The following is a 15813-nucleotide window of genomic DNA, read 5'->3' on the forward strand; positions in this document are numbered from 1 at the left end:
AAGCGTGATATCAGTAGTACTGCTTAAGCTGCCAACGAGTAGAATTGTTCGGCTGCAGTCGAGGTGACGCCATCGACACGCATCTGCCCCTTGCGGATCATGTGTGCGATCTCTATGCCAGACAGGATGATGCGCGCACAGCGGAAATCCTTGAACCCCAGCATCGGTTTGATGATGCGTTTGATGGCACGGTGATCCTGCTCGACGACGTTGTTCAGGTATTTGTTTTGACGAACCTTGATTGGTGTTAAACGCTCGGCATTGAGTGCTTCAAGCGCAGCCAGATTGGCGCCGCTCCTGTCCATGGTGATTGTCTCGGGCTCGCCGTTCTGTTCAATCGCCTTCTCGAAGTAGCGGCGCGCCGCGGTTTTGTCCCGATGGGCGCGCAGCAGGAAATCCACCGTGTTACGTGTCTTGTCGACGGCACGGTACAAGTATTTCCATTGGCCTTTGACCTTGACGTAGGTCTCATCGACGCACCAGCTCTTGCCCACGGGCCGTTTGCGTTTGCGGAATGCTTTTTCAAGCACCGGCAGCAGCTTGATGACCCACCGGTACACGCTCGAATGATCCACCTCGATACCCCGCTCGGCCATCATTTCCTCGAGGTTACGTAGGCTCAGTGAGTACGCCACGTACCAGCGCACGCACAGCAGGATCACGTCCAACGGGTAGTGCAGCCGCTTCAGTACCTTGCCAATGCCAGTGGGCAGCGTCTTGCGCCGCGTCTTCGTCTTTGCCATCATGCCTGTCATGCGTTGCGGTCGACGGATTTTACTTGACCGCGTTGATGCGATAAAACCAGCCGGATTCTACCGCCTGTCTCTTACTGCGACACAACCTGTAACCCAGATTGCGTTAGGAGTCGCCACCGGTAGCGAACAGTCCGTGTTCCGGCTGCGCCCGTTCGTTGTCGATACACTGCACACGCCAATGGCCGGACATCAGAGCGAGGTCGCCTTCCGTGCACCACTGCACGCGTCCGGCTTCACCTTGGAAGAGTCCGTAGCAACAGTCTAGATTCAGTCCTTCTAGAACATATACTGGTGTCCTGTCGTTGGGCTCGCACACTAGCGTATTGCCGCAATCCACGTGCAGCGAGCCCCATTTAGGCAGTTCAAGTCCAAAATGACCTTCGCGCGACCATTGCCGCTTTTCCTTGTCGATCCAGAGGATTGCAAATGCCATCGGATGGGCCCGATTGAACATGTCGAGCTGGACAGTAAGACGCATGAAGATTCTCCGAACATATATTCCGCCAAGCTGAGACGTACCGAGAAAATCGCGGCGCTTGCCACGGAATCACTGACCGAGTGCTCATTGCATCAGCGCATGCGCGTCGTACGTCTATGTCGGGCCACCCGACCGGCCCGTAGGGGTATCGCCATCTCTCCCCAATGCGCCTTGCGGGGAGGATCAGCGCGTGCGCGCGGCCGTTGCAAGGTGCTTTTGTCGCGCCCTAATGTCAGCCGCGGTGGTTGGATCAATGGGTCGCGACGGGTTGGTGCGTACCCGTTAGCGTCCTCAGGAACGCGACGATTGCGTCAACGTCCGATTCGGCCAATTGTTTACCGACCTGATATGTCGCCATGTCACGTACAGCTTCGCGCAGATCGATGCGGCTACCGTCGTGGAAATAGGGCGCGGTCAACTCAACATTGCGCAGCGTCGGCGTCTTGAACGCATGGCGATCGAGCGGATCTTTCGTAAAGTTGGCGCGGCCGTTGTCTGCGTCGGTGCGTTCGTAGCCCCGCGAGGCGAAGTAGTCAGCCGCAAGGCCCATCCGTTCGAACGACTGTCCGCCCAGATTCTTGCCAACGTGGCAGGTCGCGCAATGGTTTGCTTTGAATAACTGGTAGCCGCGCAGTTCCTCGCCATTCAGCACATCCATGTCGCCGCGCAGGTAAGCATCGAAGCGACTCGGCGTTAGCAGTGTCGTCTCATATTCGGCGATCGCGTCTGTGATGTTCTCGCCTGACCAACCGTCCGGGTATACCCGCAAGAACTGTTGCGTCAGCGATGAGTCCTGTTTCAGCTTATCGATGATCTCACTCCATGACGTGGACGCCATTTCGACCGGATTCAGCGGTGGGCCGCCGGCCTGCTCCTGCAGCGTGGCGGCGCGACCGTCCCAGAACTGCTTGCGGTTGAGTGCCGAGTTGAACACTGTCGGTGCGTTGATTGCACCCAACTGGCCGCCCACGCCGGACGAAACCTTGTTTCCATCTACGCCACCGATCGCTAGCGTGTGGCAGCTCGCACACGATATCGTGTTGTCCGCCGATAGTCTGACATCGTTGAAAAGCTGCTTCCCGAGCGCGACCTTGCCCGCGTCAGTCGGCAAGGAATGAGGCAAAGGTTGTACCGGCTCGTTAGCGAACTCTGGTGCAACGCCGGGCGTCGCATATGCGCTGCGTCGCTGGGACGCGATCCAGTCGAGAAGCGCACGTTGATCGTAGGCGCTCAAGCCGGTGGTCCAGTGTACGAAGCGAAACAGATTTGGTGGCATTGTGCGTTCGTTCACAACGGTTTCCAGCTTTGCAAGATCGGCTTCGGGGGCCGGTGCGCCACTCTCGAGCGCCGCGTACAGGCTGTCGATGCGGAAGTAGGCGAGGCCCGTCTGTATGTCGTGCTCGGCTAGCTGACGAATGCCTGGTAGCGCGGCATAGTTGGGCAGGATGGTTTTCGTCGAGTGGCAGTAATAGCACGCGTTTCGATCTAACACTTCACGGATGCCGTACGCTTGTGGGGACGCGGCCAGTCTCACGGCCGCTCTTTCCGCATAGTCCTTGTCGTGGATGTACGCGATACCGCTGATGCATAGATAGCCTATCAGCACGACGGCGATCGATACGATCAGAAGTTTCTTCACTTGCTCTCCTGCTTCGACTTTGGTCGGAATTCCATACCGTTTACATCAGGTAGGTCTTGATGTTGATATCGGCTTCAGAGCGATGACGCGTTGATCGTACAGAACGCACAGCAATCGACTATTGCGGTAAATCAATTGCCGAACCGAACGCAGAATGTACTGAGGTTCTCACGTTGAGGGTTCCGAGACACGCGCGAAGGGGGGGCTGTCTATATAACGGACGGATCCTGGGCGAAATCAGTGACGTAGTGCCATGCCGAAAAGCGTTCGTCGAGTTGTTTGCGGTAGGGGCGGCGCAGTGGATGTCTTCGCTCGGCCTACGCTTGTGCATCTCGCACCGACTATCCGTAGTACTTGGCATTCTCTAGCCACGCAGCTTAAAGCGCGTCGATGTCAGAAGGCTCGCATGCGCATCGTCTATCTGAGCCAAGCCGCGCTCGATCAAACGCGGCTGGAGATAACTGAAGCTTAAGCGTACACGGGCTGCACCGCACGGTCCATGGTGCTTTCCTTCGACGAGTTTCACATTGTGCTTCCGGCGCACCTCGCGGACCAATTCGGCGGAATCGATGCCTTCGGCAAGCGAGACCCAGAACGAAAATCCACCACTCGGAATCTCGTAATCCGGTTTGCAGAATCGGCAGGCCTGTAACAGCCTATGCATTGCGTCACGCTTGCTCCGGTAGTGCGTCCTTAGGTGTTCGACGTGAGCGTCCAAAGACGACGACTGCAATAAGGCGAGCGCCATATTGCTGACAATGGGACTCACACCTCCATCGCATTTCAGGTGGGCCAGGCGGTCGACAATTTCCGGCTCGGCCAGCACCCAGCCTACGCGAAGCCCGGGGCCTGAGATTTTGGAGAAGCTATGCACATTGATGATGTTGCCACCCGCCTGCAGAACCTCGGGTGACGCGCCATCGTAGGGCAACTCGCTATAAACCAGGTCCTGCACCAGCCGCACGCCGTTGCGGGACAGTAGAGCCTCCACCTCGACCATATGCCGGTGTGCAAAGTATCGTCCAGTCGGATTGTGGAACGCCGGAGTGGTGTAGTACAACTTGGCTCGCCCCTTTGCGTGCAGCAATGCTTGTTCGAGCAGATCGAGGTCGACACCCAAGGAATCCGCACCTACTTGAACCACCGTCGCGCCCGCAATAGAGAAAATGCGCAACGCGCCGAGATAGGACGGGTCTTCGGTCAGCACGACGTCTCCTGGGTCGATAAAAGCATCGGCGAGCAGTTGCAGGGCTTGTGAAGCGCCGTTCGTCAGAATGACATTGCCACGCGCCATCCGGTACCTTTGGCCAAGCTGTCCGCGCAGTTCGGGAAGGCCATGGGCGTCGGTGTACTGCGGTAGGTCGGAGATGCTGACGCCCGTCTCGACGGTAAGCGGGTCCGGCCATTGCAGGCGGGCGAACGTCATAGGATCGGGAAGCCCATAGGCGAAGTTGACTGTGTCCTTGCCTGAGGTGTGGTCGAATACCCCATAACTGAGCGAAGTGCGACTGCGCATCGACATGACTGGCTCCATCGTTGGTTACGCGGCATCGACAGCGCGCTGGAAGCGCGATTGATATTGGCGGATGAACGAGTCGGCAATTGGCATTCCGAACGGCGGAAATTCGGCCGTTGCTCTGGGAGGCGTAGCCGATAGCGTGGCGTTTGCGCCGAGTGCCGGTGTCCAATTCTCGCCAAAGAACACGTTTCCATAGCGTTCGGCCAGCACTGGCATCACGGGATGGAGCATGCTCAGAAAGACGGATACGTGCACCGGCCGCCACGTTTCCGGGCTCGTGCCGAAGCCCGTCGCGACGAAGTATTCGTCAATCAGATCGAGGGCGTTCCAGAAGCGTACCTGGGCCATCGCGGTGATATAACGTTGGACTATGTCGTCGTGCGCCGGCGTAAGACCGCTTCCATCGACATTCGCCGAGTGCAGTGAATCGCGGCGGAGGGCGCTTTCCCACGCAAGGATGTGCGAAGCCGACCGGATCAGTTCGCCGATCTGGAAATCGTTATTGTTGGTGCCGAACGGCTTGGCAATCCGAGCGAGCGCATAGCGCAACACACTCGGGTCGACCTGCCGGGATACTTCATCTGCCCAGAGTGCATGGTCGCGGCTAGTCGAGAATTTCTGGCCCTCCAATTTATAGAAGTCCTGGATCGAATGATTTGCCGGAAGCGGATAGCCACGCGCAAGCAGGCTGCCAGCCACGCCGATGGTGTAGTAGAAGCGGTTATCTTGGCCCATGAAAAACAGGAGGCGTGTATCTGGGTCGCGCATCACGGTGTCGTAGTTGACCTCGTCGCGCGCGCACTGCAAGCGGATCCCCGTCTCGAAACACCAAAGCCCTTCGAACCACGTCATCAATGTTTGCCCCGCAATTTTCGCGGGTGCTTCAAGTGTCACACCCCGGTCGAAAATGCGCGACATAGGCAGTGGCCGCAATTCGTCACGCAACCATGCACGCGCTTTACGCTGGATCGTTTGATCCCATTCACTCCCCTTGATCGCATCGTCAAGCATGGCTGCCATGCGAGGGATGTCGAAAACAGCCTGTTCGATGGGGCGAAGCGATAGCGGTTTGCCGCACGACGTGTGGACTGGCGTTCGCAACTTCGAGTGCTGTTGCGCCAAACCGCAGTTTTCGCACAAGTTGCTGTCGGTGGACGCATCGCACGCGGGGCAGAGGCCGACGGCAAGCGAATCGGCCACGAACTCGTCACAGTTTTCGCAGTAGAGTTGATGGCCATTACGCACATCAATGTAGCCTGCAGCTTCCAGCTCGCGAAAGATCTTCAGACTGTTCTGCTTATGCGTAGCGTCCGTTGTTCTGATGAAGACATCGGGCTCGATGTGCATTGCCCGCAAGCAATCCGTTATCTCGTCAATATGCAACTGCGCGACTTCGTCAATCGGGCGACCGAGCTTGCGCGCCTTCACTACTGTGTAGGTGCCATGCTCGTCCGCACCTGTGACGTGGTAGGCGCGGTGACCTCTCATGCGTTGAAAGCGAACGAAAAGATCGGTGAGCAGATAGACCCCGCCAATATGGCCGAGATGCAGTTTTCCGTTCGGGCAGGGCGGTGCGGGGCAAACGAAAAAAGTGCGTGTGTTCACGTTAGTCCCACCATATCGATAGAAATTTCAGGCTCGCCGCCGGATCGGCATTGCGAATCGCGTGCTCCTGGTTCGGCTCGATATAGAGCAGTGTTGAATCTGCGACTGGCCGCGCCTGACCATTCACCTCGAAGACTCCCTTGCCTGAAATGAGTATCCACAGTTCATGCTCGGAATGGGAGTGCAGATCGACAGCGCCCGCCGGCACGACCTCAACAATCGACGTGCCGAACGCTGTTGTCAGGCCAGCCGGCAGATGTTCGAGCAGCCGGCAAACAAGAACGCCGTTTTCCGGCCGCATCGTGGATTGGTCAATCTGCTTTGTGTACACGCACATCCTCCGGTGAATTACATCAGGTACGATAGAAAATGCCATTTGGCGGCTTCAGATCCTGGATATCCGATTCCTTGTCTTCGGGTGGGTTGTAGGCACGCTTCAGTTTGTTGTATTCCGTACGCGTGGGGCCACCAGTTGAGGCGCGCTGGAACACCAGATAGAGCGTACGGCGCGAACGATTGCTTTTGTTGGGCTGCGAATAGTGCGGCGCGTAGTCGTCGAAGACGAAGATGTCGCCGGCCTTCCAGGGCACGGGTTCCCACTTGAACGTCTCGGCCACCTCCGGATGAATCACGCCGCCGGCGTCCATCGGAAACACACCTTTCTGATGGTTGCCCGGACTGAAGAACAGGCCGCCGTTGTCCGGATCGGAATCGTCGATGCCGATGGCGACCACGGCATGCACCATGCGTTGAGGAATATTGTGCGGGATGTGATAGATGTCCTGATGCGGACGATAGCCGCCGCTGTCCGGGTACTTGAAGATGAGCAGTTCCTTGAGCATGCGGGTATCTTCATCGAGAAGCGATTCGACGGCAGTCTGGATGCGCTTGGCGGCCAGCAACAGGTCGCGCAGTTCGTTGTTGAAATCCAAAAAGTTCTCTATCTTTGAAACGATCCTGCGGTCATCCTCGGTCTTCTCGAACCACATCATCCATTTGTTTTCGCTGATTTCCCAGCGCGAGACATCGTTGACCAGAGCAGAAATCTTTTCGCGGGTGACCGGATCGAAAAAGCCCTCCACTTTTAGATATCCATCTTCGTGCCACTTGGATTTTTGCGTTTCATTCAGCATACGAACCACCTCGTTAAAGAACGGAGTTTTCAAGGAGAAGTCAGGCGGCGAAATGCACCTTCATGCGCATGACGCCGAGTAGCACCACATTGGCGAGTACGGCGCCTAGCAGGACGACGAGCATTGCATCGGCGCCGAAAACGTGAATCAGGGTGCCACATAGGAAAGGGCATCCGAACAGACCGATGAAATAGGCAAGCGTAAAGATTTGCGAAGTCACGGGCACCGAAACGCCGTGGTCTCCGGCGAGGTTCGCGGCCATGCCGTTCAGGGTCGAGTAGCTCAGTCCGTAGCCCGTGGCGAACAGCGCGGTAGCGACGATATAAAGCGTCGTGCTGCCGTGGTTCAACAGGAACAGTACGAGCGAGGCGCCAGTCAGCAAAAACAATACGAGCGCCAGTCGGTCGGGCTTGATACGTCCCATGGTTCTCGCGAGCGACAAGCGCAGTGCCACGCTGGTTGTCGTGAACGTCAGGAAGAACAGGTCTGGCCTGAGGTTACGCGAGACGGCATAGGGTGTCTGGTAAGTTGCCAGCCCGGCGAAGACACAGGCTGCCAGTGCGATCATTGCGATCGGCACTGCTGTTCGTGCCGTGAGCAGGGCCAACGTGTCGGTCGCGGTAATGGCCACGCGCGTCATCGGCAAACAGGACCCATCCCTCATCGCCTCGCTGGCGATCTTGACGCAGACTGCCGCCACCGCGCATGCCGCAGCGAACAGAAGGTAGGCCAGCGCGATCGAGCCGGTATGTTGGGCGATCAGGCGGCTCAAAGGCGCCGCCATGCCTAGTCCGGCCATTTGCGTGCCGGAGACGAAGGTCAGGTACTGGATACGTGCGTCGGGGCACAGATGATGGATGATTTGCAGCGGCGCGAGTATGAAGAACACGGACCACCCAGCGCCCAACAGCAAACCGCCTGCATAGACGGCACGAATGTTTATTGGCGGAGCGGCTAAGCAGAGCATGCTGCCTGCCATGACGAGCGAGGCCAGGGCGATGGTCGGCATGACACCGATACGCTGGGCTATGCGCCCAGCTACGCAGCAGCAGATCATGGTCGAGACCATGCCGCTCGAAATCACGGCGCCGGCGACATCGCTCTTCATGCCTAGGGATTGCAGGTACTCGGGCAGGAGAAAACTCGTCCCGTACGAAGCGGCGATCACCAGTGACGCGATCAGAAACGGAATGAACGCCCGTAATTGCAGGGATGCCGGCAAGTGCTCGGGGTGCGAGATCGCACGCTTGCCAGTCGATAGATAAATGGAGGAGTCAGTCATCCGCTTACGCCACTGCCGGCCGGCGCGAGGCCTGAGCCGCGTCGCACAGTATTGATCCTGCTTCAGTCTCCTGATCCTCAAGGCTGTCGAGCAGTTGCCGGTCCGGAACATCCGGATAGAAGGCAAGACCCAGCAGACTGTTGATGATGCGACTGTTCCTGTACGCGACCAGCGAAAGATTGACGCTTTGCAGGCCATGCTGCACGCGGCTTTGGTTTTGCAGATACACGGGACCGGGCATTGGCGCATCGAAGCGCACGGCGTAATCGGGATCGAGCGTTGGCAGACCGTCTTCAAGGCTTGCGCCGTCGAACAGCTTCTGAACGAATGGTAAATGGCGCGGCTGAAAACCGGTTGCCAGGATGATTCTGTCCGCGCTTATGCCGTTGCGCTGCGACGTGACCCGCGAGGTCAACCCGATGTGCCAGCGACCGCTGCGGCGGGTGATCTCGTCCATTGTCACCGAAGGCAACAGACGAAAGCAGTCGGCTAGCGTGCCATGGACGCTGCGTTCGTACAACGCTTCATAGAGCCGGTTGCACAGGCTGGCGGAGATGCCGTCGCTGGTGAGCTTTTCGCTTTCGACAATGGCCCTGCGCTGCTGGATCGGCAGCGTGTGAAAGCTTTGGCTATAACTGGGCATGTATGCTTCATTGACAAATGCGTTGTCGTCCATCGCAAACAGATTGGCGCGCGACGTCGCCCAAGTGATCTTGTCGGGACCTGACTCGGTCAGCATGTGCTCGACGACTTCCGCGCCGCTCTGCCCGCCGCCCACCACCAGCACATGTTCGTCTTCGCTGAAAGGTTTCCGGTTAAGGTAGTCGTCTACGTGATAGACCGTCTCGCCAACCACCTGCCGCGCACATGCCGGCACCTTGGGTTCGACGCCGACCCCGACCACTACCGCGCGCGCATGATATGTGCGCGCGGTAGTGGTCACGCAATAGCCCTTATTGCAAGGCCTGATATCGATCACCTCCTCGCCAAATCGAAGCGTGTCCAGGCATTGCGCGACCCATTGGTAATAGTGGGTGAACTCACTTCGCGATGTGCTGTTTCCACTTTTATTCACGAAGCTGTACAGGCGTCGATGTACAGAGAGATAGTTGAGAAAGGAATATGGGCTTGTGGGATTTACCAAGGTCACACAATCCTTGAGCGGCGACACCTGGAGTTGACTTTGGGTCAGCATGAGCCCGGGATGCCAGGAGAATTCTATGCGCTTCTCAAAGAAGAGCGCTCGCAAACCGGTGGGCTGAATGAGCGCCGCGAGGCTTAAATTGAAGGGTCCAATACCAATACCGATGACGTCTAGCATGTCCATAGGAAGGTTGTTCCGCCGTTAGAGGGAAATGGGCCAGCCGATATAGTGCAGCGCAATTCCCGTGGACTAAGATTGAGGCGGTCGTACCGGCGTACTGCGTAGCCGATGCCCGCTGCAGGAAAACGAAAACCGTAGATGACGATCGCTTTTCTTCCCAATGGCATTCTGACCAGCTCTATGCTTGGTTTGACATCACCTCGGGCCGCCTGAGTGAATCATACGAGGAATTGAGAAGCTGAACACTTTGAACATACGCAAACCTTGCGGTGCGTCAATTGTCCACGCGGCGTTGTCGGATTCAGACGCCGGATCACCCGCAGTCCAAAGAGAGAGTTGTCACGCTGCTCAGTGGTTCGGATACCTTAGAAGGGGGCGGCGGCGCAGCAATGCGCTGCTGCTACCTGACGAGAAGGCGATTGCCCATCCAACCGATTCACGCCTGCTCGAGCGATGTCGCGAACATCTGGTGAAGGCGGCGGCACGGCCTGAAGCTGAGGCAGAACTACAACCGCGAGGCGCCGTATCTGGGGCTGCAGATTGGTCGCTACGCTCACGCGAAGCAGTACAAGCGCATGAGGAAAGCACTGCGCACGCTGCGTTCACGCGTCGGACGGGTGATGCGCGATGTGGAGCGACAGGTCGCCCACCCCCTGCGTCTCACTAGATGTCGCCTCTGAATTTTCTTAATTTGAAGAACTCAGAGGTGCAGGTTGAATGCCAAACAGACGTATTCTGTCGAATTCAGGGAGCAGGCGCTGGCAAAGGTCCTGCAACGAGGCAACCGGTCCGTAGGAGCGGTTGCCGCGGAACTGAACATGAACGTATTAACCTTGAGGAAGTGGATCCGCGTGTCTAACGCCGCAAACCGCAACCCGGGGCCAGTCGATGCACGGCGCCCGGAAGACTGGTCTTTGGAAGAGCGCCTGCTGGCCTTGCAGCAAAACCATGGACTGAGCGACGAGGCGCTGAACGCGTGGTGCCGTGAACGGGGTCTGTTTGCCCATCATCTGGACCAGTGGCGCGCCCAGTTCTGTTCGGCCGGCACCGCGAGCAGCGCACGTGCAAACGCTCCAGAGATGCGCGAGCTGAAACAGGCCAATGCACAACTGCAGCGCGAACTGAAACGCAAGGAAAAGGCGTTAGCGGAGGCAGCCGCATTGCTGGTACTTTCAAAAAAGTATCAGGCGCTGTTCGGGGACGAGGACGAATGAGCTCCCCCGAAGAGCGCGCGACATTGCAGGAGCTGATCGGTGAGGCGACGACAGCCGGGGCTCGTCAGGCACGCGCATGTGCCATGCTCGGACTAAGCGCGCGCACCGTGCAGCGCTGGCAAGGCGGCGGTCCTGAGGCGATGGATGGGCGCACCTTACGCCATCATGATCCTGCCCACAAACTGTCGGACGAGGAGCGCACTGAACTACTGGCGGTGGCCAACTCTGTCGAATTCGGTCATCTGCCACCGAGCCAGATCGTGCCTCGATTGGCCGACCAGGGCCGCTAGATCGCCTCGGAATCGACGTTTTACCGGGTGCTGCGCGAAGAGAAACAGCTTGCTCATCGGCGCAGTGAACGACCGGCCCGCGCCCGCAGCAAGCCACGCGCAGTATGTGCCGACGGGCCCAATCAGTTGTTCAGCTGGGATATTACTTATCTGCCAACGACAGTTCGCGGGCAGTATTGCTATCTCTATCTGTTCATGGACGTGTTCAGTAGGATGGTCGTCGGCTGGCAGGTCTACGCCGAGGAGAACAGCGCCCAGGCCAGCGAGCTTCTGAAGGATCTATGTGCGCGTGAAGCGATCAAACCGGGTCAGGTGATTTTGCATTCAGATAACGGCGGCCCGATGAAGGGTGCCACTATGCTCGCCACCCTGCAGGCACTGGGTGTCATGCCGTCATTAAGTCGACCGGGCGTGAGTAATGACAATCCGTATTCGGAATCGCTGTTCAAAACTCTGAAGTACCGACCGGCTTATCCCCTGCAGGCGTTCGACACACTGTTTGCCGCGCGCGCCTGGGTCACCGGGCTCGTGCGCTGGTATAACCACGAACACCGTCACAGCGCGATCCGTTTCGTCACGCCTGCCCAACGGCACGCCAATCTCGACCAGCAGATCCTCGATCGCCGCGCGACGCTCTACGAGGCGGCCAGGCAGCGCAACCCGCTACGATGGAAAGGCCCCACGCGAAACTGGAAGCGCGTACACACGGTTCATCTGAATCCCGATCAGACAGACAACTTCGAACCCATCAAACGCGACCACCGACAGGAGCAAAAGGCCGCCTGAATTTAATCGTTGAGGCGACATCTAGCTTGAAATTTACCGCCCAAGTGGCAGACCCAGAACGCGCTGCATTGGTGGAGCTGATTGGCCGCACGAAGCGCATCCTGTTGCAGAAGCTGAAGGACAAGAACAAGCTCTATGCGCTGCACGCGCCGGAAGTGGAGTGTCTGGCCAAAGGCAAGGCGCGCAAGCCGTACGAATTCGGCGTGAAAGTGTCGATCACGACGACTCACAAGGAAGGACTGGTAGTTGGGATGCGCTCGATGCCGGGCAATCCGTACGACGGTCATACGCTGGCTGAAGCGCTGGAGTAGGCGACAATCCTGTGCGACATCACGCCGGAAGTCGCGATCGTCGACCGTGGATACAAGGGTGTCGCTGTCGACGGCGTGAAGATCTACCACCCGGGCTTGCGGCGCGGCATCACACGCGGACTACGCGCGATGATCAGGCGACGCAGCGCAATCGAGCCAGCCATCGGTCACATGAAGGCTGACGGGAAGCTCGGCAGAAACTGGCTCAAAGGCGCGCTGGGTGATGCAATGCACGCGGTGTTGTGCGGCGCCGGCCACAACTTGAGGATGATCCTGAGGAAGCTACGGCTTCTTTGTGTCTTTATTCTGGCTGCCTTGCTTGAGCGCCGCACTGCTGCGGTCCCATCGCCGTAACGCCGGTGGTCGCAAAGCGAATTGTTCAGGACGGGCTAATTAGCCACCGATTTTCAACTTTAATCTAGTGTTCTGTTCCGTTGTTAACTGATCTATGTTCGCGTAGCATGTTGACGTCAACGGAACGGGAGACGTCAGCATGGCAATGGGACGACCGAAGGCGGAACTGGTGCTGAGCGAAGACGAGCGCTCGCAACTGATGTCGATAGCACGTTCTCGTTCGATTTCGGCTGCGCTGGTCGCGCGGGCGCGCATCGTGCTGGCGGCTGCTGATGGCGAACCCAACAGCGCGATCGCACAACGCCTGCAACTCACGCGCGCCACGGTGGGCAAGTGGCGTCTGCGGTTTCTGGAGCAGCGAATCAACGGACTCTATGACGAAGTACGTCCCGGCAAGCCACGCACGATCGAGGACGAGCGGCTGGCTCAACTGATTCACAAGACCCTGCACACGAAGCCGGCGGATGGATCCACTCACTGGAGCGTGCGCACGATTGCCGCCGAAACTGCCATCTCGCCAACGAGCGTGCACCGCTACTTCAAGTTGCTGGGTCTGCAGCCGCATCGCAGCGAAAGCTTCAAGCTCTCGACCGATCAGTTCTTCATCGAGAAGCTGCGTGATGTGGTCGGCTTGTACTTGAGCCCACCGGAGAACGCTCTGGTGCTGTGCGTGGACGAGAAGAGCCAGTGTCAGGCGCTCGAGCGCACGCAACCCATGCTGCCGATGGGTTTCGGTTACGTCGAAGGCGTCACGCACGACTACGTTCGCCACGGCACCACGACACTGTTCGCCGCCCTGAACGTACTCAATGGCGCTGTGCTCGCCACCTGCAAGCCGCGTCATCGGCATCAGGAGTTCCTGTCGTTTCTGCGCGAAATCGACAAGGCCGTACCGGCTGAACTCGACGTGCATTGCATCGTGGACAACTATGGCAGTCACAAGCATCCCAAGGTCAAGGCGTGGCTGGCAGCAAAGCCCCGCTGGCACATGCATTTCATTCCGACCTACAGTTCGTGGCTGAACCAGGTCGAACGCTTCTTTGCGCTGATCACCGACAAGGCCATCCGTAGGGGCTCGTTCGGCTCGGTCAAACAACTGATCAAGCGTATCGATCAGTTCGTTTCCTACTACAACGAAAACTGCAAACCATTCATGTGGACCGCTTCCGCTGATTCCATCCTCGAAAAGCTACACAGACTTTGTTCGCGAATCAGCGGAACAGAACACTAGAAGGTCGTTCGCATGCCGAATCTAAGCACGCGTGCCGTGGTGTTGGGGTATGCCGGTTCCCCGTAATATAGGGCTTGCCCCAACGTGTAAGTGGACCCATTTTTATTTTTTGTTTGTGCGTACCCGATATATATACTGGTTTGTTTAAAAATAGAATAAAAAACACCTAATCCAACAATGTACGAGTTTTTTGACTGAGTAATTCCATTCGAGGTGTCAATCAATTTTATAACTTGTGCCATTAAAACGGTCGAACGTGTAATTTGGTAGCTCACTCCCAGATTGGCAATTGCATACCGCCACGAATTATTAAACGATGCTGCGTCAGTTATGATAGAATAGTCATCTTTAGTGTACCCGAGATACACTCTTACCGGCCCAATCCCATAGTTACCGCCGACACCCCATGCTTTGTAATATCCCCGATCCAATGCGTCCCTCTGATAGACATATCCGGCATGAAACGTTGCGGGGCCATTGGTGTAGTTGATTGCCCCGCTAAAAGTTGTTCCACCACTTGTAGATTTCGCAACACCGCCGAGACCGTACATCAACCCGACCGAGAATCCATAAATTTTCGGAGATGAGTAAAGAACGGAATTATTAACGCGGCACGTAATGACCTCGGTAAGGAGCGTAGCTTGGACGGTACCATTAGGCAAAGTGCGATCAACGTCCCAGACGCTCCCTCCTAAGCCTCCTAAAAAAACGTCGTTGTCACTCATCGCAAGAAACTCTGGCGAGTATTGGCGACCAAAAGTCAAAGTCCCTTCAGAACCTTCGAAGCCAACATACGCTTGCCGGCCGAAAAGTGCGCCGCCCTGCTGTATGGTGCCGGTATTAGGCGCGAAACCACTCTCAAGTCTGAAAATAGCTTTGTATCCGTCGCCGAAGGCTTGGCTACCCATAAGGCCAAGCCGCGATCCGAACGTGCCGCCATTCGACATTTTAGTTAAGGTTCCTCTGCCCTGATTTGAGATATCAGTGAGAACGTCTAATGCTCCATATAGCGTGACGCTACTCTGCGCACGGTTTGAATCGCAGCACGCTAATCCAAAAAACACTCCCATCACCACTGCGCATACTGATTTTATCATTTGGAAGCCAAATCTCTTTTTGCTTCTGATGAGCCAATATCGTGGTCATTGAACAAATCCGACAGAAAGTGGAGTTGCATGAAGTAACAGCCAAATCTATGCCATGCGCACTCCGTTATTTTCTTCACGCCTCGATAATTGAGAATTGGGAATCTAGGCCCGGCATGATTTTCCAAGTTGCAGTTGTGAGCCGGGGGCACCGGGCTTGGTGGGGCAGGTGATCGCTAATAGGAGTTCAGCCGGAACATCGGTAGGCCATCCGGTACGTGAATGCGGAGACCTGCCGCCGATGTTGCAGACCGAACCGTGCAACGTCCGAAGCCCTCGATGCATGAAAAGCCAACAACGTCGCTTAGTCGATCCATTCATGAGCGTTGACGTAGGCAAAGGCCACCATCACCCCGTAGCCCTCGGCCGAAACCGAAAGCGTTGGTACAACAAAGCGCCGGCCCGACGATGAGACCAAACTGTGCACTCATCTCCGAACTGAAGACGTTCGGTGAACTTTTTTTCGTCGTAGATCACGCTCACCATCGAAGCATTGTCCGTGGCAGTTGCTGTTGACCTTGGTGTCCTAGTCGCATCCTTACCAGCCTCACTATGCGCCGCATTGCCGACCTGCTCGATGGCAATGCCTAGATTGACGCGCGCGATGCCGCTGTCATTGCTATAGCCGCGCGCTCAATGCCGCTTACACTGCACTGCCTCCGACTGGCTAACGTACTGCTCGCCGAAATCGCCATGCTGTGCGGCCGCCACAACCCACGCTGCATGCAGAGGTGCGCAAAGAGGACG

The 15813-nt window shown here is 57.1% G+C and carries 11 protein-coding genes and 4 pseudogenes; 5 read left to right on the forward strand and 10 right to left on the reverse strand.

From position 1 onward, the window contains the following. Window positions 1-23 precede the first annotated feature (23 nt). From B0G82_RS37145 to B0G82_RS37185, 9 genes are all read right to left on the reverse strand, one after another. Window positions 24-746 (reverse strand): IS6 family transposase, encoded by a 723-nt coding sequence (locus B0G82_RS37145; protein WP_199730284.1) that lies wholly within the window; start codon window positions 744-746, stop codon window positions 24-26. Window positions 747-858: 112 nt separating this feature from the next. Then, window positions 859-1233: a DUF3564 family protein gene (locus B0G82_RS37150; protein ID WP_116140739.1), complete on the reverse strand. Its 375-nt coding sequence runs from the start codon at window positions 1231-1233 to the stop codon at window positions 859-861. Window positions 1234-1483: 250 nt separating this feature from the next. Beyond that, the gene (locus B0G82_RS37155; protein ID WP_121311283.1) at window positions 1484-2872 is read right to left on the reverse strand and encodes a cytochrome c peroxidase; all 1389 of its coding nucleotides are present in this window, start codon (window positions 2870-2872) and stop codon (window positions 1484-1486) included. 364 nt (window positions 2873-3236) lie between these two features. Next, window positions 3237-4394, reverse strand: a complete 1158-nt coding sequence (locus B0G82_RS37160; RefSeq protein ID WP_121311284.1) for a PLP-dependent aminotransferase family protein — start codon at window positions 4392-4394, stop codon at window positions 3237-3239. Window positions 4395-4412: 18 nt separating this feature from the next. Beyond that, a complete protein-coding gene (locus tag B0G82_RS37165; protein ID WP_121311285.1) occupies window positions 4413-5996 on the reverse strand; it encodes a class I tRNA ligase family protein in 1584 nt (527 codons plus the stop codon). 1 nt (window position 5997) lies between these two features. Beyond that, entirely contained in the window at window positions 5998-6333 is a 336-nt protein-coding gene (locus tag B0G82_RS37170) for a cupin domain-containing protein (RefSeq protein ID WP_105512248.1), read from the reverse strand. A gap of 16 nt (window positions 6334-6349) precedes the next feature. Then, window positions 6350-7129, reverse strand: a complete 780-nt coding sequence (locus B0G82_RS37175) for a phytanoyl-CoA dioxygenase family protein (RefSeq protein WP_121311286.1) — start codon at window positions 7127-7129, stop codon at window positions 6350-6352. A gap of 40 nt (window positions 7130-7169) precedes the next feature. Continuing rightward, complete coding sequence (locus B0G82_RS37180; protein WP_121311287.1) at window positions 7170-8411, reverse strand: MFS transporter; 1242 nt, start codon at window positions 8409-8411, stop codon at window positions 7170-7172. A gap of 4 nt (window positions 8412-8415) precedes the next feature. Then, on the reverse strand, window positions 8416-9738 hold the full coding sequence (locus B0G82_RS37185; RefSeq protein ID WP_121311288.1) for a SidA/IucD/PvdA family monooxygenase: 1323 nt from the start codon (window positions 9736-9738) through the stop codon (window positions 8416-8418). Window positions 9739-10144: 406 nt separating this feature from the next. Here B0G82_RS37185 and B0G82_RS37190 point away from each other — a divergent pair. From B0G82_RS37190 to B0G82_RS37205, 4 genes and pseudogenes are all read left to right on the forward strand, one after another. After that, a pseudogene (locus B0G82_RS37190) lies at window positions 10145-10379 on the forward strand (IS5/IS1182 family transposase); the annotation flags it as partial. A gap of 69 nt (window positions 10380-10448) precedes the next feature. After that, a pseudogene (locus B0G82_RS37195) lies at window positions 10449-12025 on the forward strand (IS3 family transposase). A gap of 65 nt (window positions 12026-12090) precedes the next feature. Beyond that, window positions 12091-12690, forward strand: a pseudogene (locus B0G82_RS37200) (transposase); the annotation flags it as partial. 139 nt (window positions 12691-12829) lie between these two features. Next, window positions 12830-13921, forward strand: a complete 1092-nt coding sequence (locus B0G82_RS37205; protein ID WP_121311289.1) for an IS630 family transposase — start codon at window positions 12830-12832, stop codon at window positions 13919-13921. Here B0G82_RS37205 and B0G82_RS37210 read toward each other — a convergent pair. Then, complete coding sequence (locus tag B0G82_RS37210; protein ID WP_121311290.1) at window positions 13918-15018, reverse strand: porin; 1101 nt, start codon at window positions 15016-15018, stop codon at window positions 13918-13920. The genes B0G82_RS37205 and B0G82_RS37210 overlap by 4 nt on opposite strands. Before the next feature lie 289 nt (window positions 15019-15307). Here B0G82_RS37210 and B0G82_RS40855 point away from each other — a divergent pair. Continuing rightward, window positions 15308-15771: pseudogene (locus tag B0G82_RS40855) on the forward strand (transposase); the annotation flags it as partial. Window positions 15772-15813: the final 42 nt, after the last annotated feature.

The sequence above is a fragment of the Paraburkholderia sp. BL17N1 genome (assembly GCF_003634175.1).
In the GTDB taxonomy this organism is placed as follows: Bacteria; Pseudomonadota; Gammaproteobacteria; order Burkholderiales; family Burkholderiaceae; genus Paraburkholderia.